Below are 23351 nucleotides of genomic sequence, written 5' to 3'. Positions count from 1 at the left end.
ACAATCGCTCAAATTAACGAAGCAATCAAAGGTGTTAAAGCTGCTGAGATCGCAGAAGAAATTGTTGAAGCGGTTGAAACTATAGAAGCATTAGAAGAAGTTGTCGAAGAAATTGCTGAAGAAAAATTCGCAAAAAGCGGAAAACGAAGCAAAAAACACGCCGAGGAAGTTGCTGAAAAAGAAGCAAAAGAAGCTCGAAAAGCTGCTGGTGACACAACTCCACTTGATGGTTCTGAAGCAGTTGTTAAAAAAGGTCCAAAACCAATTACACGACCACGAATTGAACGACGAGGTAAAAAATACCAAGAAGCTGCTAAAAAAGTTGAAAAAGATACTGTTTACAACCTAAACGAAGCTCTTAAACTTGCAACAGAAACTAACCCAGCTAAATTTGACGCTTCAGTTGAAATTCACGCTCGACTCGGTGTTGACCCACGACAAGCTGACCAAAATATTCGTTCAACAGTTATTCTACCAAACGGAACAGGTAAAGATGTGAAAGTTGCTGTGTTTGCTCCAGAAAATGAGCACAAAACTGCAAAAGATGCTGGCGCAAATATTGTTGGTGATGAAGAATTCCTAAAACAACTTGACAAAGAAGAATTGAATTTCGATGTTCTTATCGCAACTCCAGCATATATGCCAAAACTTGGTAAATATGCACGACTTCTTGGTCCACGCGGACTAATGCCAAATCCAAAAGCTGGAACTGTTGCCGCTGACGTGGCAAAAGCCGTTTCTGAAGCTAAAGCCGGTAAGGTTGAATACCGCGTAGACAAGCAAGCAATCGTTCACCTTTCAATTGGTAAAGTTTCATTCGGAGCAGAAAAACTTGAAGAAAATGCAAAAGCATTCTTTGATAGTCTTGCTTCACAAAAGCCATCTTCAATCAAAGGTGCTTACGTGAAAAGCGTTTCAATCGCAACCTCACAAGGTCCAAGCATTAAAACCGAAAATCCAATTGCTTAATTTTAAGCCTTTCGAAAAGCTCGCCCGTTCGGCGGGTTTTTCTTTTTGATTTCGAAAGCTAAATCTGATATAATAGTTTCAATATGCTAAAATTCTACAATACGCCAAATCGAAAACTTGAAGAATTTCACCCAATAAACCCAAAAAATGTTAAAATTTACACTTGTGGGCCAACAGTTTACGCCAGCCCACACATTGGCAACTGGGTAGCATTTATCTATTGGGATATTCTAGTTCGAACTTTGCGTTTAAACGGCTATAATGTTACTCGCACGATGAATATTACTGATGTTGGACATTTAGTTAGCGATGAAGATGATGGCGAAGACAAGCTAGAAAAAGGCGCAAGGCGAGAAGGAAAAACAGCTTGGGAAGTTGCTGAATTTTATACGGCAGAATTTTTGAATGGAATGCGAGAACTCCATTTAGTTAAACCCGAGAATCTTTCAAAAGCTACCGATTTTATTCCTGAACAAATTAAAATTATTGAAGAACTTTCAAAAAAAGGTTTTACCTATGAGACCAGTGATGGAATTTATTTCGATACAGCAAAATTCCCTCGTTACGCCAATTTTGCACATCTTGATTTAGATAATTTAAAAGCTGGCGCACGCGTAAATTTCAACCCTGAGAAGCGAAATTTAAGCGATTTTGCACTTTGGAAATGGTCGCCAGAAGACCAAAAACGCGACATGGAATGGGAATTTTATGGAAGGATGGGTTTCCCTGGTTGGCATCTGGAATGCTCGGCTATTGCGATTAATACTTTAGGTGAAACGATCGATATTCACACTGGCGGAATTGACCATATCCCAGTTCATCACACAGACGAGATTGCTCAAAGTGAAACCTTCACAGGCAAGACTTTTTCGAATTATTGGCTGCATTGCAATCATATGAAAAGTGAAGGGCAGAAAATTTCGAAATCACTTGGTAATGGCTTTAACCTTGAAGAACTGAAATCTCGCGGATTTTCGCCAATAGATTTTAAAATGTTTGTTTTACAAAGCCAATATCAAACCGAAAGCAACTTTAATTTTGAAAGCCTGCAAGCAGCTAAGAATCGGCTCAAGAATTGGCAGAATATTGCAAATATGCGTTGGCAAATTAAAGGAAGCGAAGGGGAAATTCCAAGCCTTGCTGCTAAAAATGCAATTCTTGAAGAAATTAATGAAAATCTCGACACGCCAAAAGCTTTAGCAAAAATTGATGAAGTTTTTAGTGAAATAATTAAAGCAAACCCTGAAAAACTAAATCACCAAAATCTAATTGAACTTTTAGAATTTATAGACGATCTTTTGGGGCTAAATCTGCTTGGTTCAACGCCAGATATTCCAGACGAAATTAAACAGAAGATTATCGAAAGAAATGCCGCTCGTACTGAAAAAGATTGGGTGAAAAGTGACAAAATTCGCGATGAATTGCTTTCGAAAAATATTGTTTTACGAGATACGCCGAAAAAGAGTTTTTGGGAATATAACTAATAAAATCAGCCTTCGAATTTGAGGCTGATTTTATTAGTTATTTTTAATTGCCAATTTTCTTAAGAAGTTCAACAAATTTTTCCGAGTTTTCTTCACGCGTACGGCGTTTTCGAGATTTCAATTGTTCTTGAACAAGAATTTTTATACAAGCCGCTAAAGGAATTGCAAGGAGCGCCCCAAGTAGACCAAAAGCGTAAACACCAATTGTAAGTGCAACAAAAATTATTAGTGCCGAGAGCTGATTATTTCGAGCTTGAATCATTGGGGAGATTACATTATTCTCAACTTGTTGATAAATTAAGAAGTAAATTAGGAAGAACAATCCCGCAGTCGGGGCATTTAGTCCTAAAATAACGGCAGAAAGTAACCCAGCAATTGTAGCGCCAACCATAGGAATCATTCCGAAAATGAAGAGTAAAACTGCAATTGGTGGAACTAAAGCGATTGGTAATCCAAAAATTAATGCTAAAATCGCCGTTGCAATCGAACCGCAAGTTGCACTAATTGAACAAATTGTAACAATGCTCGAAACATAGCCTGAAACTGTTCCATACATTCGTGAAAGAATTCTGCGGTGATCTTTTTCGAGCGTTTTATCGGTATAAAAAACTTTAAAGATTTTATCTATTAAGTCTGGTCCTTCAACGAGCATTAGAAACGCCATCGCAAGAATCATAAACAGAGAAATAAGCCAACCAACAATTGATGCAATACTTCCGAAGAAGAAGTCACCTAGCTTTGAAACCGAAGAATTAATTGATCGCGTAATTGAATCAACTGCTTGCGAAATCATTCCTTCAAGATGGTTTTCAACAATAAATCTGCGGATTCCAGATTCCTCGCCGGTATAATTTTTCACAATTTGCGGTAAATCTTTCGAAAAATGTTTAACTTGGTCAGCGATAATCGGCGTAAGAAGTGAAATTAACGCACCCAAAATTAGAACAATTGTAAGATATGCAACTGCAGTCGCCGCTACGCGGTTTTTATTTGAACCGGGTAAAATTTTTGTAATTCTTGCTACTGGATCATTTAGAGCAAGGGCCAAAAAGGCCGCAATTATTATCATAATTAGAACGTCTTTTGCAACCCAAATTAATCCTGCAAAAATAATAAAACCAAAAATCACCAGCCAAAAGCGAATTAGTGTTTTTGTATCGATTTCAATTTTAACTTTCATAAAAATAATTATATCATATTTTTTAAGTTTTCGAAAGTTAGTTTTTGTGTTATACTATTATCTATGAAAAGTGAATTTTGGAATAAAATTATTGAATCAACTGGCGAAGAAAACGGTAAAAAACTACCATTTTTCTCGTTAGCGCCAATGGAAGCTGTGACTGATGTAGTTTTTCGACATGTAGTTTCAAAAGCGGCACGACCTGATATTTTTTATACCGAATTCACTAATTCTTCAAGTTTCGCCAGCCCAAAAGGAATCCATAGTACACGCGGGCGACTAACTTTCACACCAGATGAGCAACCAATTATTGCTCAAATTTGGGGCTCACGACCAGACGATATTAAATTTATGTGCGAAAAACTGCCAGAGCTTGGCTATCAAGCGATTGATATCAATATGGGTTGCCCAGATAAAGCCGTAATTAAAAGTGGTGGCGGAAGTGATTTGATTCGAAACCCTGAGCTTGCCGCTAAAATCATCAAAAACGCAAAAGCTAGCGGTTTGCCAATTTCGGTAAAAACGCGACTTGGTTTTTCTAAAGTGGTGGAGTGGAGAGGTTGGCTCAATTTTTTACTTGAACAAGAAATTTCAGTTTTAACTATTCATCTCCGAACGAAGAAAGAAATGAGTAAAGTTCCAGCACATTTCGAATTGATTCCTGAAATATTAGCACTACGCGATGAAATTGCACCAGAAACCCTAATTCAAATTAATGGCGACATTAAAACTCGCGAGCAAGGATTGGAACTTTGGCGAAAATTCCCAAAAATTGATGGAATTATGATCGGCCGTGGCGTTTTCGAAAATCCATTTTGTTTTGAAAAAAATCCGCCAGAAACTGCTCGAACTTCAAGCGATTATTTAGACCTGCTCGAACTTCAGCTTGATTTATTCGAAAAATATTCTCGAGAGCTTGAAAAACGCCGTTTTGAGCCTTTAAAGCGATTTTTTAAAATTTATGTGCGAGAATTTGCTGGCGCGAGTGAACTTCGGGCAAAACTAATGGAAACTAAAACTGTTAGTGAAGTTCGTGAAATTTTAAAGGATTTTAGAAATGCCACGCAAAAATAATAAACAGAAAGTGAAGTTTGAACGTTTCGAAATGCAGCTTTCAAGCTCAAAAAAGAAGAGATATACTTCAAAGTTCGAAGCCGAAAAAGCTGCGGATTATTTGATGACAATGGATGTTTCACTTGAACTTAAAGTTTATCAAGATTTAGATGGTGGCTGGTATTTAACCAAGAAAATTTAATATTTTGTAAATTTTAATGATTTTTTAAGCTTTTTATGCTAAACTATATTTATGGATAAAAAAGTTATTGTTTACTCAACAAGCTGGTGCGGATTTTGCTCAGCTGAAAAAGACTGGCTTGAACACAACGGTGTAAAATTTGAAGCTAAAGATATTGAAGAAGATGCTGAAGCTCGCGATGAGCTCCTTGCAAAAATGGGCGGGGAATTCCGTGGTGTGCCAGTAACAGATATAAATGGCGAAATTGTACTCGGTTTTGATCGCGCAAAGCTTTCGAAATTACTTGATATTAAACGATTTTAACTGAAAAAAATTGTAGCGAATGATTGAACTTTCGCTACTTTTTATTTTTAATATTCACTGAAAAACTCATATCATTATAAAGTAAAAAAGATTCAGAAGATTTTTCAGAAAGCATAAACTAAAGTAATAGCTACTTCTACTTTTAATTTCCGCGAATTTCTACAGTCTGAAAATCCTTTTCGGTAGATTTCATTACTTTTCGAAAATAATCATCATGGCTCACAAAAATAATCGCGCCCGAATAATTCTTCAAAGCCCGTTCGAGCTCTTCAATACTTGGTAGATCCAAATGCGAAGTTGGCTCATCTAAAATCAAAATTTGCGGCTCATTCGAAAGCATTTTAATCAGCTGAAAACGTGCCTTTTGTCCACCAGAAAGCTCGCGAATAGGCGTTTCGAAATCTTCAGTAGAAAAGAGATATTGGTGCAAAATTCGGTAAATTTTTTCCTCCGTGATTGAAATATTTTGGTCAAGGTAGATTTTTTCAATTGCATCTTTTAGATTCATTTCGAAAAATTCAGAACCAATTTCTTGGCTATAAATTCCAACTCTCGCGGATTCATCAAGAAAAATCTTACCATCGTAGATTTCCGCTTTTTCATTTTCTGCGCCAAAAATCGTTTTAATTAAGCTGGTTTTTCCAACACCATTTCGACCAAAAATCTCTAAAATACCACCAACTTTTAAATCAAAATTTACATTTTCAAAAAGAATTTTTGCGCCATTTTTATTTTCAAGCGCGTCTTCAAGCGAACCATAGCCGAGCGCAAGATTTTCTGCCCACACCAAACTTCGCACCGAACGCGTTTCTTCATTTTTAATACCAATTTTAACATTTTTGGCCTTAAATTTTTGATAAGATTTCGCCGCCTTAAAATCTAGGTTTTCAACATTTGCTTGATCAATCCAAAAACTTGGTTTTTTAATCAGCTCCAGATCCGCGAGCTCTTCGCGCGATTTATTTTCGAGCCGCTTAAACCGTTGAATTGTACTCGGATCACGAGCCTTTTCCTTCATCCGTTGATATTCACGAACTTTATCTTTCAAATTCGCAATTCGGCGCTGAATACTTTCAAAATCTTGAATTTGATTAGTCGTCGAAAACATATTCGCCCGCAAATAATCGTCATAATTTCCTTTAAAAATATAAGTTTTACCGTCACGAATTTCGATGATTCTATCAACTCTCGAAAGCACATCACGGTCGTGCGTAATCACTAAAACCGCTTCGTTAGAATTATTCATCCAGTTTAAAAAACGATTTTTGGCGTGCGAATCCATAAAGTTAGTCGGCTCATCAACAAGCGCCAAATCAGTTTTCGAATGGATAATTTTAATCGTATCAACTAAGCGCTTCTGACCGCCCGAAAGTGTTTTCATTTGCCGATTCTCAAAACCACCGAGGCCAAAATCGCGAAGTTCGGCTTTAATTTTATCTTCAATAAAGTGGAAATTTTTCTCTTGAAAGCGATTTAGAGCATCAGTGTATTTTTCGATCAGCTCCATATTTTCGCCCATTTTTTCAGGAAGTTCACGCAAAAGTTTCGAAAGATGAGCATATTCCGGCAGATCATTCAAAATAAAATTTAGCACGGTCTGTTCACCAACACTGGAATATTCCTGTTGCGTACTGGCAATGACTGAACCTTTTCGAAAAATCACTTTACCTGAAAAATCTTGGTCTCGGCCAAGCAGAACCGAGAAGAGCGTTGACTTACCAATTCCATTTCGCCCAATTAAACCAACTTTTTCGCCTTCATCGATGCTAAATTTTACGTTCTGAAGAAGCTGTTTGTTGCCAAAAGATTTTTCAGTAATTTCTACACTAAGAATCATATTATTTCTTTAATTTTCGCGAGAGTTTTTCGAACCAATTTCGTGGTTCTTGTTTTTTCTTTTCGATCACAAAATTATAAATTTCTTCAAATTTTGAAATTGTAAAATTCAAATCGTGTTTTTTAATAATTTCAAGTCCAGTTTTTGAAAAATCTGCCGCAAGCTTTCTATCGTTTAAAATTTTTAAAATGCTTCCAGCAATTTGTTCAACATTATCAGTTTCACACAAAAATCCATTCACGCCATCTTGGCAAATTTCTTTAACCGCACCAACATCAACACCAATCACGGGTTTACCGCAGGCCGCAGCCTCAAGAAAAACAATTCCTTGAGTTTCAGTTGGGCTGGCTGACACAAACACGCTAGCTGCACGGTGAAAATTCACTAAATCTTCACCAAGTTGCGTGCCCATGAAGCGAACATTTTCTGAAATTCCTAATTTATAAACCAAATTCTCAAGATTCGGGCGATCAGTGCCGTCGCCAACAATAATTAGCTGGGCTTTTTTGTTATTTTTTAACACTTCATTAAACGCTAAAATCAATGTTGAAATGTGCTTTTCAGCATCAACACGACCAATATTCATTACAATTGGTGAGTTTTGTGGCAAATTAAATTTTTCAAAAAATTCTTTTGGCGGTTTTTCAGGAGTAAATCGGCTTAAATCAATACCATTTGAAACAGCTTCAATCGGCATTTTGGCTTTTTCTGGATTTCGAAAATGCCTTTCAATTGCTTGCTGAGTTGGCATCGTAGCATAGTCTGCTTGAAGCGCAAAGCGTTTGGTATAAAGCAAAACTGTGCGATTGATAATCGGCGATAGCGGCGCAAGCATCTTTAAATTATCAAATAGATTCTCAGGGCTAGAATGATTAGTGATTACCACTGGAATATTATGTTTTCGTGAAAAATCAATCATCGCCTGACCCACAAAAAGTTGCAATTGAATATGTGAAACATCTGGCATAAAATTATTTTCTTTGCAAAATTTGCGGATTTCACGGATTGGCAAAAGTGAAAGTCGATAACCATTATGAAGATAAATTCGCGGAATAGTAATTCGGCCACCAGCAATTTTGCGTGGCTCAGGAAGAGTTTCAGTTTGATTTGGGTAAAAGGGGAAGTTGGTCGAGCTTAAACGAACTACGCGGTAGCCGTCGATTTCTTCGATATAATATTCACCAGTCTGGCTTGGAGCAAAAACAACAACTTCGTGGCCACGAGCTGTCATTTGTTCGGCTAAATTTTTCGAAAAGACCGAAATTCCGTTAATCATCGGCCAGAATAAATCAGATGCAATTGCAATTTTCATAAGCTTGATTATATCAGATTTCGCAGCAGATTTCAAACCAAATTAGTTATGCTTAAAAATTCAAAACAACTTTTAATCGTTTCTAGTTAGGTGTGTGGAAGTATTGCAATTAACTTATATTTTTATTTTTAATTAAATTTATAAAAAATCTGAAATTCTGCCAAATTATTAATTTTAAAATTTGCAGAAAAACTTTGAAAGTGTTAAAATAAATTAAGCTTATGAAGAATTTAGTAATCGTAGAGAGCCCCGCCAAGGCTAAAACTATCGAAAAATATCTCGGCAAAGATTTCACAGTGATGTCCAGCGTTGGGCATATTCGCCAGATTGCCAAGAAAAATAAAGACGGCGGGCGACCAATCGAAACAAATAATAAATATAAAATCACTTTTGAAGTTGACCCAGGCAAGAAAAAAGTAGTCAGTGAACTCAGGAAAGCCGTTAAGGCTGCTAAAGAAGTTTGGCTTGCAACCGATGAAGACCGCGAAGGAGAAGCGATTGCGTGGCACCTTTGCGAGGTTTTAAAATTAAATCCAAAAACTACCAAGCGAATTGTTTTTCACGAAATTACTAAAAATGCAATTGAAGAGGCAATTAAAAATCCACGAAAAATTGACATGAAAATGGTCGAAGCTCAACAAACTCGCCAAACTTTAGACTGGCTAGTTGGTTTTGATCTGAGTCCTGTTGTGTGGAGAAAAGTTCCTGGCGGCAAAAGTGCTGGCCGCGTGCAGAGCCCAGCAGTTAGATTACTCGTGGAGCGAGAGCGCGAAATTGAAAAATTTGGCGCAAAAAGTTCGTTCAAAATTACTGGGGAGTTTTTTGTTCCGAGCTCAGGTGAAATCTTAAAAGCTGAGCTTAATAAAAAATTCGAAAGTGAAAAAGCTGCCACTGATTTCCTTGAAAGCTTAAAAAATGCGAATTTTAAAGTGGCAAATATTTCAAAAACTCCCGGAACTCGCAACCCAAGTGCGCCTTTTACCACTTCAACCCTTCAGCAAGAAGCTAACGCACGGATTGGATTTTCAGCCAAAAGTACAATGGCTGCCGCACAAAAGCTCTATCAATCTGGAAAAATTACCTACATGCGAACCGATAGTGTAAATTTGAGTGGATTTGCAATTAAATCTAGTGAAGAATTTATTAAGAAAACTTTCGGTGAAAAATATCACAAAGCACGCATTTTTGCCACGAAATCGGCCGCAGCGCAAGAAGCGCACGAAGCAATTCGGCCAACCGTAATAGCAAATGAAAAAGTTTCAACCAGCCAAGATCTACAAAAGATTTATACGCTGATTCGAAACCGAACACTTGCTAGCCAAATGACACCAGCGCAAATCGAAAAAACCACTATCAAAATTGAAATTTATGGTCAAGAAAATTATTTTGAAGCTAAAGGTGAAGTGGTTGTTTTTGACGGATTTTTAAAAGTTTATTCAAACGGAAAGAAAGATGAATTCTTACCAGAGCTTACAAGTGGTGATAGTTTGAATTTTAATGAAATCATCGCAAAAGAAGTTTTTTCACGACCACCGGCACGCTACAGTGAAGGTTCTCTTGTTAAAAAACTCGAAGATTTAGGAATCGGCCGCCCATCAACATATGCTACGATTCTGGATACGATTCAGGCTCGTGGTTACGCTCTGAAAGGTGAAGGCGAAGGAAATCCACGCGATGTGATTCAAATTTCACTTTCGAAAAACAAAATTAACCGCAAAGTTGTTCAAGAAAAAACCGGTTCAACCAAAGGAAAACTGCTTCCAACTGCTAGCGGCGAGGTTTTAAGTGATTTCCTAAACGATTATTTTAATCAAGTTGTTGATTATGGTTGGACAGCAAACCTCGAGAATGACTTCGATAAAATTGCTTTAGGCGAGGAAGATCGTCTTGAAGTACTTGACGATTTCTATAAACCATTTCATAAATTAATTATGGATTCAGGCGAAATTGATCGTAACACTGTAGCACCCGCCCGTGAAATTGGAGTCGATCCAAAAACTGGGCGAAAAGTTTTTGCACGATTTGGTCGTTTTGGTCCGATGATTCAGCTTGGCGACAATAAAGTTGAGGGCGAAGAAGTTAAATTTGCACCAATGCCAGCTGGCGAAAAAATCGAGACCGTCTCGCTCGAAAGTGCTTTAAAAATGTTCCTTTTGCCACGAAAAGTTGGTAAAACTACCAACGGTAAAGAAATTACAGCCAATATTGGCCAATATGGCCCATATATTAAAATTGAAAATACTTTTGTGAGTATTAAGCCAATGTCTCCTTTCGAAATTACCGAAACTGAAGCACAGATGCTTTATGAAGAAAAACTAAAGGCTGATGAAAAGCGGATTTTAAAGAAATTCGAAAACGGAATTACAATTTCTCGCGGTGGATTCGGAAGAAAATATATTACCGATAACAAAATTAAAGCAATTCTGCCAAAAGATTTAGACATTGAGAAAATTACCGATAAACAAGCTAGTGAATTAATTGAAGTTGCAAAATCTCAAAAATCTGGTAAAAAATCAACCGTCAAAAAGATAGCGAAACAAAAAACAGCTTCAAAAACAACCAAGAAAGCTGTTTCAAAAACTACAAAATCAAAAAAATAGCATTTAATATTTCAACTATAAACACAAGCATAATGACATAAAATTTTAAAAAATAAATTTTTATGTCATTTTTTGTTGTTTTTTACAATTTTGTGGTATAATATAAATAAAGAAGAGATAAATGGTATTGACAATACTCAAGTGTTATTGAAAAATAATACTTGGTTTTTATAAAGTATTAATTTTAATCAAGGAAATTATGGAACAAGAAACTCAGACTCAGAATGAAAAAATCCAGTTGATTCAAACGGTTATTTCGAATGCTTTACAAGTTATTGACCAACCGCGAGAACGTGAAATTATCAACCGCCGCTTTGGGCTCGGCGAGAAAAAAGAAACTCTCGAACAAATTGGCGAAAGGCTTGATATTACTCGTGAGCGAGTTCGTCAACTCGAAAAAGCCGCACTCATTAGATTAAAAATTGCTGCAGAAAAGGGAAGTATCGAACATCTTGCTGAAATCGAAAAAACTATAATTCGAAATCTTGCTGAAGTTGGGAGAATTTCGAAAACTAAAAACCTTGTTGAAAAAACTATTGAATCTGAGTCGAGCGATCAGCAAATTTTTAACTTTTTATTTATTGCTGAAATTAGTTCAAAATTAGTTTTAGTCCAAGAAAACGATAAATACAACAGCGCAATCGCTAACGCAGAATATGGTGATGAACGAAAGATTAAAAAATCAATCGATGAAATTGTCAATATCATCAAAAAGAATAAAAGTCCAGTGACCTTAGAGCAGCTAGACGAGCAATTAAGCTATGAACATCCAAGCCAAATTAGCGCAATCGCCAGTGTTTCAAAATTACTTGCAACCTTAAACGGGCTTTGGGGTCTTGAAAAATGGCCAGCGGTGAATCCAAAAAATATTCGTGACAAAATTTTTGTGATTTTAGAAAGCCAAAAAAAGCCAATGCATTTCTCAGAAATTGCTGAAGAAATTCGAAAGAGTGACTTTAGCCGAAAAGCGGTTACAACTCAGGCAATTCATAACGAACTAATTAAAGATAAACGTTTTGTTTTGATTGGCCGTGGAATTTATGCACTCGACACTTGGGGTTTCAAACGTGGAACTGTGGCCGATATAATTACGGCGGTTCTTAAGGAGGCGGGCGAACCACTTTACCGAGATGAAATTGTAAAACGCGTGCTTGAAAAACGCAAAGTTAAAGAGACAACCGTTTTATTAAACCTTCAAAGCAAAAAAGAGTTCAAGCGCGTAGCAAAAGCAACTTACACTTTAGCTGAACTCGCCTAAAAACTAAAATTCGCTCAAAAATTTGGGCGGATTTTATTTTCGAAAAACCAAAAAGCATAACCACTATCTTGATTTTTTTGCAGTTTTATGCTATTATTTAAACACTATGACGGCATTTTTTTCAATCTTATTTAACCCTTTAGTTTGGCTAACAATCGTGGCGATTTTAGCTTTTCTAACTTGGCAAAATTATAAAAAAATCGATAAATTAACCGTAATGAATACCGACAGCGTTCTTTTAGCGTTGGAAATTCCAAAAACTAATGATAAATCTGAGCTTGCCGCCGAGCAACTCCTTGCCAGTTTGCACGGAATTTTGCGAGACCCAACCGAGCTTAAAAATAATAATGGCGTTCAGGAACATTTAAGTTTTGAAATTGTATCTGTTAATGGCGCAATTCGGTTTTATGTTTGGATGCCGAGAACTTTACAAAGTTTTGTGGAAGGGCAGATTTATTCACAATATCCAACAGTTCAAATTTATGAAGCAAAAGAAGATTACGCAGAGAATCTCGAAAATAAACACGTAATTTATTCAACTGAAATCGACTTGATTGAAAACGAAGCCTTGCCAATTAAAACTTTTGACGGTTTCGAAGTTGATCCACTTGCGGGAATTACTGGAACACTCGCAAAATTAGACGGAACAAATGATCAACTTTGGATTCAAGTTTTAGCACGACCTGTTGCAGATGATTGGCATAAAAAATCAGATGAATGGGTGAAGAAAGTTAAGTCTGGTAAAAAAGCTTTCAAAATTGATTGGAAATATATTTTGCGAATTCTAGAAGCGCTTTGGACACCACCAGAGGGTTCAGAAAATGCTAAAAAAGAACCGTCTGACCGCGATAAAACTCGTATTTCGAAAGCTGAAGAAAAGGCCACAAAACTTGGTTATCAAGTTAAAATTCGTTTGGCATATTTAGGGGAAGATGAAGATACTGCACGGCTTCAAATTCAAGCTCTAACTGGAACTTTCAAACAGTTTAATAGTACAAATTTAAATGGTTTTAAGGCTTCGAATTCTTCACTCGATAAAGATAAAATTCGAGATTTTCAATCGCGAATATTCTTTGATGACGGCTTTATTTTAAATATTCAAGAGCTCGCCAGCATTTGGCATTTACCGCACACAAACGTGGAAACTCCAAACATTGTTTGGGCTTCAAGCAAAACTGCCGAACCGCCTTCGAAATTACCAATAATTACTGGCGACCGCGCACATGATGAAAATATTTCAGCTTTTGGTTTAACAAACTTTCGCGGAATTAACCACCAATTTGGAATGCTTCGCCGCGACCGTTCGCGACACCTTTATATTATTGGTCAAACAGGAACCGGTAAATCTGGATCGCTTGAGCTTTTGGCACTTTCGGATATTTTTCATGGGGAAGGATATGCAATTATCGACCCACACGGCGATTTTGCGCAAAACAACATGCGATTCATTCCTGAGCATCGTCTTAATGATGTAATTTACTTTAATCCTGCCGACACAGAATTTCCACTTGGCTTCAATCCGCTCGAAGTAACTGATCCGAGTCGAAAATCAAACATTTCTTCCGAGGTTATCGGTGTTTTGAAGCGTATGTTTGGTGATTCTTGGGGTCCTCGCCTTGAATATATCTTGCGTTTTACACTTCTGGCACTTCTTGATCGCCCAGAAACTACAATGCTTGATATTTCAAGAATGCTAACAGATGGCGATTTTCGAAAAGAGACTTTAACTTATTGTAAAGATGACTCCGTACTTCAATTCTGGAAAAAGGAATTTGGTCAATGGGGTGAAAAACAGGTGAATGAAGCTATTGCACCAATTTTAAATAAGGTTGGGGCTTTCACAGCAAACCCAATTATTCGAAATATCATTGGTCAGCCAAAATCGACCTTTAATATTCGCGAGATTATGGATGAAGGCAAAATCTTGGTTGTAAATCTTTCGAAAGGCTTGATTGGTGAAGATAACGCCTCGGTACTTGGTTCTTTCTTAGTGACAAAAATTCAGCTTGCCGCCCAATCGCGCGCAGATATTGAACGGCTTGAAGATCGCCGACCGTTTCATCTTTATGTTGATGAATTTCAAAACTTTGCTACCGATTCTTTTGCCGTAATTCTTTCAGAAATTCGAAAATACGGCTTAACTTTAACCGTTGCTAATCAATATGTTTCACAAATGACCGACAGCGTTAAAAATGCGGTTTTTGGAAATGTTGGATCAATCATTTCGTTCCGTGTTTCGGTTGAAGACGCTCCAGTTTTGGCCGAGCAGTTTAAGCCACAATTCGATGCTTCAGATTTAATGAGCTTAAATAACCGCCATTTTGTAATGACGATGATTATCAACGGCGAAAAATCAACACCATTTAGTGCGACAACTCTAACTTTGCCAAAACCTTTTAATGATTTGAGCGCGAAGATTATTGAAAATACGCGCCGAAATTATAGTACGCCACGAGCCGTCATCGAACAACGCATCCGCGATATTCTAGTGCCACCAAAAGAACTAATGACAAAGGCTTGGGCGGAACGAAATGGGGTAGAATTTTCGAAAAAGGTCGCGGAAAATGTTTTTGCGCCAGTTAAAAATCAAGGAATTTCGAACCAAAAATCCCAGAACATAAAACCAACAGCAAAACCACAAAATTTTACACCAATTCAACCAATGTTTGAAGCAAAAAAAATTGATTTTTCGAAAACACCGATCGATCCAAGAAAGATCAGTCCAAATTCTGCTGAACAAAAAGAACCAAGTTTAGGCCTTAAGGATCTTTCGAAAGCTTTTGCTGAAAAAGGAATTGAAATTCCGCAAGTAAAAAAACGCCGCAAACCGCGTTCGCGAAATTTAAAACCGCAAACTCGAGAAACTCAAAATACGAATAATCTTAAAATTGAGCATTAGAATTTGACAGCGAAGATTATGATTGGTAGAATTAAATAGTTACAGGAAAGGAATTTAATGAACAAAAGTAATTTAATAGAAGTTAAGAATCTCGTCAAAGTTTATCGCGACGGCAATACATATTTTAAAGCACTAAATGGCGTTTCTTTTAGCATCCAAAAAGGTGAAAGTGTTGCAATTATTGGTAAATCTGGTAGCGGAAAATCGACACTTATGCACCTTTTAGCAGCGCTCGACAAACCAAATGAGGGTGAAATTTTAATTAATGGCCAAAATATTGCTAAAATGAAAAAACGCGAATTGAATAAACTTCGAAACCAAACTTTTGGCTTTGTTTTTCAACAATTCTTCATGAATCCAAAAGACACGGTTTTACAAAATGTGATTCTACCGCTTAAAATTGCCGGAGTTGGTTCAAGAAAGCGCAAAGAAATTGCTCTAAAAGCTCTCGAATCTGTTGAGCTAACCGACAAAGCTAAAAATAAAGCTTCTAATCTTTCTGGTGGTCAAAAACAACGTGTCTGCGTGGCTCGCGCAATTGCAAATTCACCAGAAATTATTTTCGCCGATGAACCAACAGGAAATCTCGACTCAAAAACAAGCAAAAAAATTGAGGATTTACTTTTTGGTTTAAATAAGGAAAATGGAATTACATTAATTATTGTAACGCATGATGAATCTTTGGCGGCAAAATGCGACCACCAGATTCGAATTCAAGACGGACGAATTGTTTCAAAAGGAGAAAAATAATGAAATTTTTAGATATGGTCAAAACCTCAGCATCAAATTTATGGCGGAATAAAGGCCGAACTTTCTTGACGATTATCGCGGTTTGTATCGGCTCTTTTACCATAGCATTAACTTCTGCCGTGAATATCGGCGTGAATGATTATATCCAAAAACAGCTTTCGGTTTTTGGTGACGACTCTATAATTTATTTTAAGCCGAAGCAGGATAATGGCGTAGCTTTTGGACCTCAAGAATATAAAGAAGGTGATTCGAAAAAACCCGATTCACGGTATACACAACAAACCTTGAATTCTAAAGATCTTGAAAAGATTAACAAAATTTTAAATGTTAAAAATGCCCGCTTCTATAAAATGGCAACACCAGATTATATTCAATACAAAGACAGTAAGAAACTTACAATCACATCTGTTATAGTAGAAGTCGAAGGACAAAAATTTGACTTTGATTTCCTAGCTGGGGGTAAACCAAAAAATAAAGACGAGGTAACAATTTCTCAGGATTATCTTGAACCTCTAGGCTTTAAAAATGCCCAAGCTGCGATTGGTGAAAAAGTAACCTTTCAAGTTTCAGATTCTTTGACTGGCGAGACTAAAGCCTTTACTCAAAAAATTTCAGGCGTAACAGCTAAGAGCTTAATTCAATCAGCAATGGTGACAATTAACGAACCAGCCTTTAATGAAATTTATGACTTTCAAACAAGAAGCCTGCCAAAAGAGTCTAAAGAAAAAAGTATTTCTGCTCTAGCTCAAATTGAAGGAAAAATAACTGAAGATAAACTAAACCAAATCAAGGAAGACGCTAAAAAAGCGGGCTATTCAGCAAACACAGCTAAAGATCAAGTCGAAACTATCATGAATGTTGTAAATGGAATTACTGGATCTTTGATTGTTTTTGGAGCTATTGCACTTCTTGCGGCTAGCTTCGGAATCATTAATACACTTTACATGAGCGTGCGTGAACGGACTCGCGAAATTGGTTTAATGAAAGCAATGGGGCTTTCAAACCGAAAGATTTTCCAACTTTTCAGTATTGAAGCAATTCTGATTGGTTTAATTGGTTCAATTTTAGGAATTATACTCGCATCTTTAGCGGGAGATGCTTTAAATAGTTTTGCCTCAAAAGATTTCTTGAAAGGGCTTGAAGGATTTAATTTAACAAAGTTCACCATCAAAAATAACATAACTATAACTTTGATTATTGCGGTTGTAGCATTTTTGGCCGGAGCTTTGCCAGCACGAAGCGCCAGCAAAAAAGACCCAATCGAAGCTTTGAGATACGAATAGATGGCACGAAAACACCGTATTTCGCAAAATTTCTTGCGTTCGCCACGAATTGCACTAATGCTTGTTGGGCACAGCAATATTCGAAAGCGAGATTTTACGCTAGACATAGGTGCTGGAAGTGGTGTTTTTACTTATGCTCTTAGCAAAAAATCTGCACAAGTTTTAGCAATTGAATTTGACCGCGGAACTTTCAAAAAACTTCAAAATAACACTAAAAATTTAGAGAATGTTGAAGTTTTATGTGCAGATTTTTTGCACTTCAATCTTTCGAAATTACCAAAAAATTACAAAGTTTGTGCAAACATTCCTTTCCATTTAAGTTCGCCGATTATCCAAAAGCTTACAGTTGCTCAAAATTCACCAAAAAGCATTTATTTAATTTTACAAAAACAATTCACCCGCAAACTAATTGTGAGCGATAAAAATTTCACTTCTGCGCTTGGTGTAAAAACATTTCCGTTTTTTGAAAGTAAAATTAAAAAACCTCTTCAAAAATCTGATTTTACACCACCACCAGCCGTTGAAACCGTATTTTTCGAAATGAAACGGCGAGAAACTCCACTAATTTCGAAAGAAGAACAGCCAATTTTTAATGATTTTATTGAAAAAATGTTTGCCGTGCCAGAATTTTATAAAAAAAATTGCCAACCAAAATTTAAAACTAAAAAGCCAAGCGAATTGAAGGGTGAAGAGTGGTTAGAGATATGGCGTTTTTGGCAAAATTCTGATAAAATAGAATAATTATGGCACGGAAAATTAAGTTCGAAATAGCTAAATTTGATAAAATTACACCTGGCGGGCAAGCCTTAGGTACGCTTAAAAATGGAAAAAAAATCTTTGCGTGGGGAGTCTTACCAAATGAAACCGCAAAAATTCAAATTACAAAAAGTAAATCGAGTTTTATAGAGGGTTTTGCGGTTGAAATTTTCGAAAATTCGCCCGAGAGAATTGAGCCGAAAGATAAGGAGAGTTTTCTTTCAACCAGCCCATGGCAGATTTTTAACTTCGATTTCGAACAAAAAATCAAACAAGAACTAATTTTTGAAAGCTTTCACCAAGAAAAAATTGAACTCAAAAACCAAGAAGATTTTTATTCTGATGGTAAAATTTTTGAATATCGTAATAAAGTGGAGTTTTCATTTTGGTGGGAAAAATCTGAAGAAAATGAAAATGATGGCGAGCCAAGTTTAGCATTTTTTAAGCGTGGAGGAAAAGGAAAAATCCCAGTTTTTGGTACAAGTTTAGCTACATCAGAAATTAACCAAGCAGGCCAAAAAGTGCTTGCAATTTTACGAGATAGAAAAACTGCAAGTCGAGATTTGAAGACTTTATTGATTCGCGCGAACCAAAAAGGTGAAATTTCAGCCCAACTTTATGTAAAAGATGAGAGGTTTAAGCTATTTTCGAAAGAAGAAATAACTAGCCTTGGATTTAAAAATTTTGAGATTATTTTTTCAAACCCAAAATCGCCAGCCAGCGTAATAACTAAAAAGATTCAAAGCCAAAACCAAGAAAATTTACAGGATTCAGTTCTTGGCGTGAATTTTAATTATGCAACTGAGAGCTTTTTCCAGATAAACTTACCAGTTTATGAACAGGCTTTGCGCGATATGAAGAAATTCATCGATATTTCAAAACCAACAGTTGATTTATACTCTGGCGTAGGCTCAATTGGTCTCACAATTGGTGCGGGCGATTTAACTTTAGTTGAAATTAACGAACCAGCAGTCAAAGAAATGCAAAGAAATATCACAAAGCTTGGGCGAGAAAAAACTGCAAAAGCCATCTTTTCACCAAGTGAAAAAGCTTTAGACTTCATTAAAAAAGGAGCAAATTTAATTGTTGATCCACCACGAGCTGGAATGAACCGTGAAGTTTGTGAAAAGATTCTTGAGACAGAACCAGAAAGAGTGATTTATTTGAGCTGCAACCCAACAACGCAAGCACGCGATATAGCAATTCTGAGTAAAAAATATAAGATAATTTATGCCCGTGGCTATAATTTCTTTCCACGAACGCCACATATTGAAAACTTAATTATTCTAGAAATTAAAAATCAATAAAATATTTAAAGATATTGATTTTTTATCTTGCTTATGTTTTAATGGTTGCATACGTATAGGCCGTAAATAAAAATAACAATAATAATCGTTCATTAGAAAGGTGGATTTTCAGTATGAACTCAATTAATAAAAATAATAAAAAAGGTTTCACAATCATCGAAGTTGTGCTTGTGCTTGCCATTGCCGGACTTATCTTCTTGATGGTATTCCTAGCGCTACCTGCTCTACAACGAAGCCAACGAGATACGCAACGAAAGAATGACCTAAGTAAAATACTAGCAGCAGTAAATGAATATAGAGCCGCTAATAAAGGAAAGTTACCATCTAATCACGGAGAAAGAACTTTAGGAGATTTCCCAAATAAAGATAGTGGTGCAACAGGATTTATAAAAAATTATTTATTCAAAGATGGCGAGGAGATGAAGGATCCAAGCGGACGAAACTATGCAGTGTTCGACAGAACTCCACAAAAAATGGAATATGATGACTATGCAGAAGTTATAGCTATTGAATGGTCAGCAAATGGAATATGTGATCCATCACAGCCAAATGGAGTAAGAATAGAAGAAGGAAGCAATGGTAAAGTAGCCCTTCGAATAATTCTAGAAGCTGGTGGATCCTACTGCGTAAATAACTAGATATAATCTTAATAAAAAAAACAGCTTTTCGTTAAGGAAGCCGTTTTTTTATTGTGGTGTAAAATACTTCTCAGCATCCAATAGTGCTAAAACAAACTTACTATTAAGCCAATAGAATACTTTCGCAAAATTAAATAACTCCCCGAAGAGAGTTATTTAATTAAGTTTTATAGATTAAATACTAACCTTCAACGCAGTTTGCAACGCCATTTTCAGTTTTTACAGAAACAGCGATTCCATTACCAGCTACGATAGCTCCGTCTGTACCACATTTAGCGTTGTTGGAAACCTTCATTTGTCCAAGTGCAGTTGGAGCATCTGTAGCTCCAGTAGCAGTTGCAATTGTATATTGAGAGTTTGTTGAAGGATCATTAAATGTTGTTGTATTATTTGTTGTGATATATTTACTAATAAAATCAGGCTTTGGAGCTGCTCCATCCCAAGGCAATTTTCCTCGGTTGTTTGAAGTGTAGTCTGTTACTGCTGCGCGCAATCGTGAAGCATCATTCTTTCGTTGCGTATCTCGTTGGCTTCGTTGTAGAGCAGGTAGCGCTAGGAATACCATCAAGAAGATAAGTCCGGCAATGGCAAGCACAAGCACAACTTCGATGATTGTGAAACCTTTTTTATTATTTTTATTAATTGAGTTCATACTGAAAATCCACCTTTCTAATGAACGATTATTATTGTTATTTTTATTTACGGTCTGTCCGTATGCAACCATTAAAACATAAGCATAATAATTTTGCAAGCATTTTTTTGAGGATTTTTTAGTTTTCCACAATTTTAATTTATTTCATTAAAATTTTTTTGTACGAATACCTTTGAGCTGTTCGCCACGAACCAATAGAATCAGCATTAAAACAGCGAATTTCACCATCGCGAATTTCAGAAATTTCAACAAGGGCGGGGTTATAAAGCACGCGTTTTTTGTAATATCGCAGCTCTTCATCTTTTACATCGTGGCGCCCCGGAAATACTTCTAAGAATTGCACCTTAGCACGGTCATAAAAATAGTTTTCGAAACCGCTTGGCGGAAAGAAAAAAGCTGGTTTTAAGTTCATTTTTGAAAGAATATATTGAATATCGCCCAAAGTTGCACGAGCTTCAAGCGAAATAAAAGCATAAACACGACCTTTTTTGCTTTTGAAAATTGTAGCTTCGGCTGAATATCCAACCGAAAGATTACGCAAAATAACTTCTTCAATTCCAAAATTAACACCAAAATGTTTTTGCAAAAATTCTTCAAGATTTTTATCAGAATAAGCGTGATTTTTCATAAAGATATTTTAGCATATTTTCGAAAAAAATGGAAATTTAAAAGAAAATTTGCTATAATCAAAAAATGGAAATTACGGCAGGATTAAATAAAAACCAAAAAGAAGCGGTGGAGACATTAAGTGGGCCAATGCTAATTTTGGCAGGTGCGGGAAGTGGAAAAACCAAAACCTTAACGCACCGAATTGCGAATATAATTGCGCACGGAACACCGAGCGAGGCAATTTTGGCGGTAACTTTTACTAACAAAGCCGCACGTGAAATGCGAGAGCGCCTAGCTGAATTACTCGAACGTGATGCGAATGACCGTTTTTTTATGCCTTGGATGGGAACTTTTCATGGAATTTGTGTGAAGATTTTGCGGCTCAAAGGCGAGGCGATTGGCGTTGCAAATAATTTCGTAATTTATGACGAAGACGACCGCCGGAATTTAATTAAAAAAATAATGAAAGATCTGAAAATCGATGAAAAAAGCTTAAAGCCACAAAGTGTTTCAAGCGCAATTTCGAACGCTAAAAACCAGCTTTTAACGGCCGAAGAATTTTCGAATGGTGCAAATTGGGGTTTTGAACAAAAAGTGGCTGAAATTTTCTTGCGTTATGAAGAAGAACGAAACAAAGCTAACGCTTTAGATTTTGATGATTTACTTTTCGAAACGGTAAAACTACTTCAACAAAATAAAGAAGTTCGTGAATTTTGGCAAAATAAATTTAAGCATATTTTGATTGACGAGTATCAAGATACTAACGCCGCGCAATATGCAATTATTAAAATGATTGTAAATACTGATCAAAATATTTGCGTGGTCGGCGATGATTGGCAGAGTATTTATTCTTGGCGTGGGGCAGATTTTACGAATATTTTAAATTTTGAACGCGATTACAAAGGTGCAAAAGTGATAAAATTAGAACAAAATTATCGCTCAACTGAAAATATCTTAAACGCCGCACACAATGTGATTTCAAAAAACCACAACCGAACCGATAAAAAACTCTTTACCGAACTCGGCAAAGGTGAGCCAGTTTTAGTACAAAGTGCACGAGATGAAAGCGAGGAAGCAGCAAAAATCGCAGGCCAGATTTTTAGTTTCAAAACTGTTGGCGCACGAAAATTTAGCGATTTTGCAATTCTTTATCGCACAAATGCACAAAGTTATAATTTCGAAAAAGCGATGATTCGTTTTCAAATTCCGTATAAAATTTTTGGCGGAACACGTTTTTATGACCGCAAGGAAATTAAAGATATTTTAGCTTATTTGCGAGTGATTTATAATCCACTCGATCGTGTGGCTTTTGAGCGAATTGTGAACGTACCGGCACGCGGTTTGGGCGCGGTGAGCCTTTCGAAATTCTTGGACTGGCAAAGTTCGAATGGTTTAGATTTGATTTCAAGCCTACTTCAAGCAAGCGAACTTTCAACTTTAGCAACGCGGGCGCGAAAATCTTTAGAAAATTTGGGTGAAATTTTTAGAGAATGTCAAATTTTAAGCGAAAATTCTTCAAACCCGAGCGAAATTATCGAACGAATTTTAGAGCGGACAAATTATGGTAAGAACGAAAAACTAACCGAAAACGAAGCAACCGAACGCAGTGAATATCTTTCCACATTAGTGAGTGAAGCAAAAAACTACGCAGATTTAGCAAGTTTTTTGGAGGATGCAGCACTGATGAGTTCAAGCGATGCGCAAAGTGGCGACGAAGTAAACTTAATGACACTTCACTCAGCAAAAGGTTTGGAATTTCCAGTTGTATTTCTTGCTGGAATGGAAGAAGGAATCTTTCCACACAGCCGAGTTTTTGATGCAGGCGAAGATGATCTAGAAGAGGAACGCCGCCTTTGCTACGTGGGAATGACACGCGCTAGAGAAGAATTAATTTTAAGCTACGCCGAATCGCGAGCAGTTTTTGGGCAAAGGAATTATTCAAGCCCGAGCCGATTCATTACAGATGCTGAGCTGGAATTGCCGAAAAAAGATTTTAGCGGATGGAATAATTTTTCAGATGATTACGAAGATGATTTTAGCCAAGAAGTTTCTTTTGATGATTTTTATTATGATGAAGCAGGATTACAAATTGGCGACCGCGTAAAAAGTCCAGCTTTCGGTGTAGGGAAAGTGCTCGAAATCGATGGAATGGCAATTGAGATTCAGTTCGAAAATGGCAAAATTCGCAAATTAAATGCTGAATTTGCACGCCTTGAAAAGCTCTAAAAATTTGACCTTTCGAATTTTATTTGCTAAAAT

Annotated in this window: 19 protein-coding genes; 14 read left to right on the top strand and 5 right to left on the bottom strand. The window is 36.6% G+C overall.

Annotated features, from left to right (window positions below; genetic code table 11):
• Positions 1–279 precede the first annotated feature (279 nt).
• Together rplA and cysS are read left to right on the top strand one after the other, a co-directional pair.
• Positions 280–969: a 50S ribosomal protein L1 gene (gene rplA / locus HXL38_001330; protein ID QWB91276.1), complete on the top strand. Its 690-nt coding sequence runs from the start codon at positions 280–282 to the stop codon at positions 967–969.
• A gap of 83 nt (positions 970–1052) precedes the next feature.
• Positions 1053–2453 (top strand): cysteine--tRNA ligase, encoded by a 1401-nt coding sequence (gene cysS, locus HXL38_001325; protein QWB91197.1) that lies wholly within the window; start codon positions 1053–1055, stop codon positions 2451–2453.
• 43 nt (positions 2454–2496) lie between these two features.
• Here the strand turns inward: cysS and HXL38_001320 are convergent, their stop codons facing one another.
• Positions 2497–3633, bottom strand: coding sequence for an AI-2E family transporter (locus tag HXL38_001320; protein QWB91196.1), 1137 nt, complete (start codon positions 3631–3633; stop codon positions 2497–2499).
• A 63-nt stretch (positions 3634–3696) separates the two neighbouring features.
• Here HXL38_001320 and HXL38_001315 point away from each other — a divergent pair, with 63 nt between their 5' ends.
• The 3 genes from HXL38_001315 to HXL38_001305 are packed head-to-tail and all read left to right on the top strand — an operon-like array spanning position 3697 to position 5191.
• Positions 3697–4707: a tRNA-dihydrouridine synthase family protein gene (locus HXL38_001315; protein QWB91195.1), complete on the top strand. Its 1011-nt coding sequence runs from the start codon at positions 3697–3699 to the stop codon at positions 4705–4707.
• Positions 4691–4888, top strand: a complete 198-nt coding sequence (locus HXL38_001310; protein QWB91194.1) for a hypothetical protein — start codon at positions 4691–4693, stop codon at positions 4886–4888. The genes HXL38_001315 and HXL38_001310 overlap by 17 nt, the downstream gene beginning before the upstream one ends.
• A gap of 51 nt (positions 4889–4939) precedes the next feature.
• The gene (locus HXL38_001305) at positions 4940–5191 is read left to right on the top strand and encodes an NrdH-redoxin (protein ID QWB91193.1); all 252 of its coding nucleotides are present in this window, start codon (positions 4940–4942) and stop codon (positions 5189–5191) included.
• A 142-nt stretch (positions 5192–5333) separates the two neighbouring features.
• Here HXL38_001305 and HXL38_001300 read toward each other — a convergent pair whose 3' ends face one another.
• The gene (locus HXL38_001300; GenBank protein ID QWB91192.1) at positions 5334–7028 is read right to left on the bottom strand and encodes an ATP-binding cassette domain-containing protein; all 1695 of its coding nucleotides are present in this window, start codon (positions 7026–7028) and stop codon (positions 5334–5336) included.
• Between the two features lies 1 nt (position 7029).
• On the bottom strand, positions 7030–8340 hold the full coding sequence (locus HXL38_001295) for a glycosyltransferase (GenBank protein QWB91191.1): 1311 nt from the start codon (positions 8338–8340) through the stop codon (positions 7030–7032).
• Positions 8341–8561: 221 nt separating this feature from the next.
• Here HXL38_001295 and topA point away from each other — a divergent pair, with 221 nt between their 5' ends.
• From topA to HXL38_001255, 8 genes are all read left to right on the top strand, one after another.
• Positions 8562–10940 carry a type I DNA topoisomerase gene (gene topA / locus HXL38_001290; GenBank protein ID QWB91190.2) on the top strand — a complete coding sequence of 793 codons (2379 nt, stop codon included), beginning with the start codon at positions 8562–8564 and terminating at the stop codon, positions 10938–10940.
• A gap of 199 nt (positions 10941–11139) precedes the next feature.
• On the top strand, positions 11140–12198 hold the full coding sequence (locus HXL38_001285; protein QWB91189.1) for a hypothetical protein: 1059 nt from the start codon (positions 11140–11142) through the stop codon (positions 12196–12198).
• A 106-nt stretch (positions 12199–12304) separates the two neighbouring features.
• Entirely contained in the window at positions 12305–15097 is a 2793-nt protein-coding gene (locus HXL38_001280; protein ID QWB91188.2) for a type IV secretion system DNA-binding domain-containing protein, read from the top strand.
• Between the two features lie 57 nt (positions 15098–15154).
• Entirely contained in the window at positions 15155–15847 is a 693-nt protein-coding gene (locus tag HXL38_001275) for an ABC transporter ATP-binding protein (GenBank protein ID QWB91187.1), read from the top strand.
• Positions 15847–17130: an ABC transporter permease gene (locus HXL38_001270; GenBank protein QWB91186.1), complete on the top strand. Its 1284-nt coding sequence runs from the start codon at positions 15847–15849 to the stop codon at positions 17128–17130. The genes HXL38_001275 and HXL38_001270 overlap by 1 nt, the downstream gene beginning before the upstream one ends.
• Entirely contained in the window at positions 17131–17871 is a 741-nt protein-coding gene (locus HXL38_001265) for a methyltransferase domain-containing protein (GenBank protein ID QWB91185.1), read from the top strand.
• A 2-nt stretch (positions 17872–17873) separates the two neighbouring features.
• Positions 17874–19193, top strand: coding sequence for a hypothetical protein (locus tag HXL38_001260; GenBank protein ID QWB91184.1), 1320 nt, complete (start codon positions 17874–17876; stop codon positions 19191–19193).
• Positions 19194–19306: 113 nt separating this feature from the next.
• Positions 19307–19831, top strand: coding sequence for a type II secretion system GspH family protein (locus tag HXL38_001255; GenBank protein ID QWB91183.1), 525 nt, complete (start codon positions 19307–19309; stop codon positions 19829–19831).
• Between the two features lie 181 nt (positions 19832–20012).
• On the opposite strand, the gene HXL38_001250 is transcribed toward HXL38_001255, so the two are convergent.
• Together HXL38_001250 and HXL38_001245 are read right to left on the bottom strand one after the other, a co-directional pair.
• Positions 20013–20483, bottom strand: a complete 471-nt coding sequence (locus HXL38_001250; GenBank protein ID QWB91182.1) for a type II secretion system GspH family protein — start codon at positions 20481–20483, stop codon at positions 20013–20015.
• Between the two features lie 139 nt (positions 20484–20622).
• Positions 20623–21111, bottom strand: a complete 489-nt coding sequence (locus HXL38_001245; GenBank protein QWB91181.1) for a hypothetical protein — start codon at positions 21109–21111, stop codon at positions 20623–20625.
• A gap of 71 nt (positions 21112–21182) precedes the next feature.
• On the opposite strand from HXL38_001245, the gene HXL38_001240 reads away from it, so the two are divergent.
• Positions 21183–23318 (top strand): UvrD-helicase domain-containing protein, encoded by a 2136-nt coding sequence (locus tag HXL38_001240; GenBank protein QWB91275.2) that lies wholly within the window; start codon positions 21183–21185, stop codon positions 23316–23318.
• Positions 23319–23351 lie beyond the last annotated feature (33 nt).

It is taken from the genome of Candidatus Saccharimonas sp. (assembly GCA_015256915.3).
Classification (GTDB): Bacteria; Patescibacteriota; Saccharimonadia; order Saccharimonadales; family Saccharimonadaceae; genus Nanogingivalis.
This window is presented reverse-complemented; position numbering and strand designations above follow the sequence as displayed.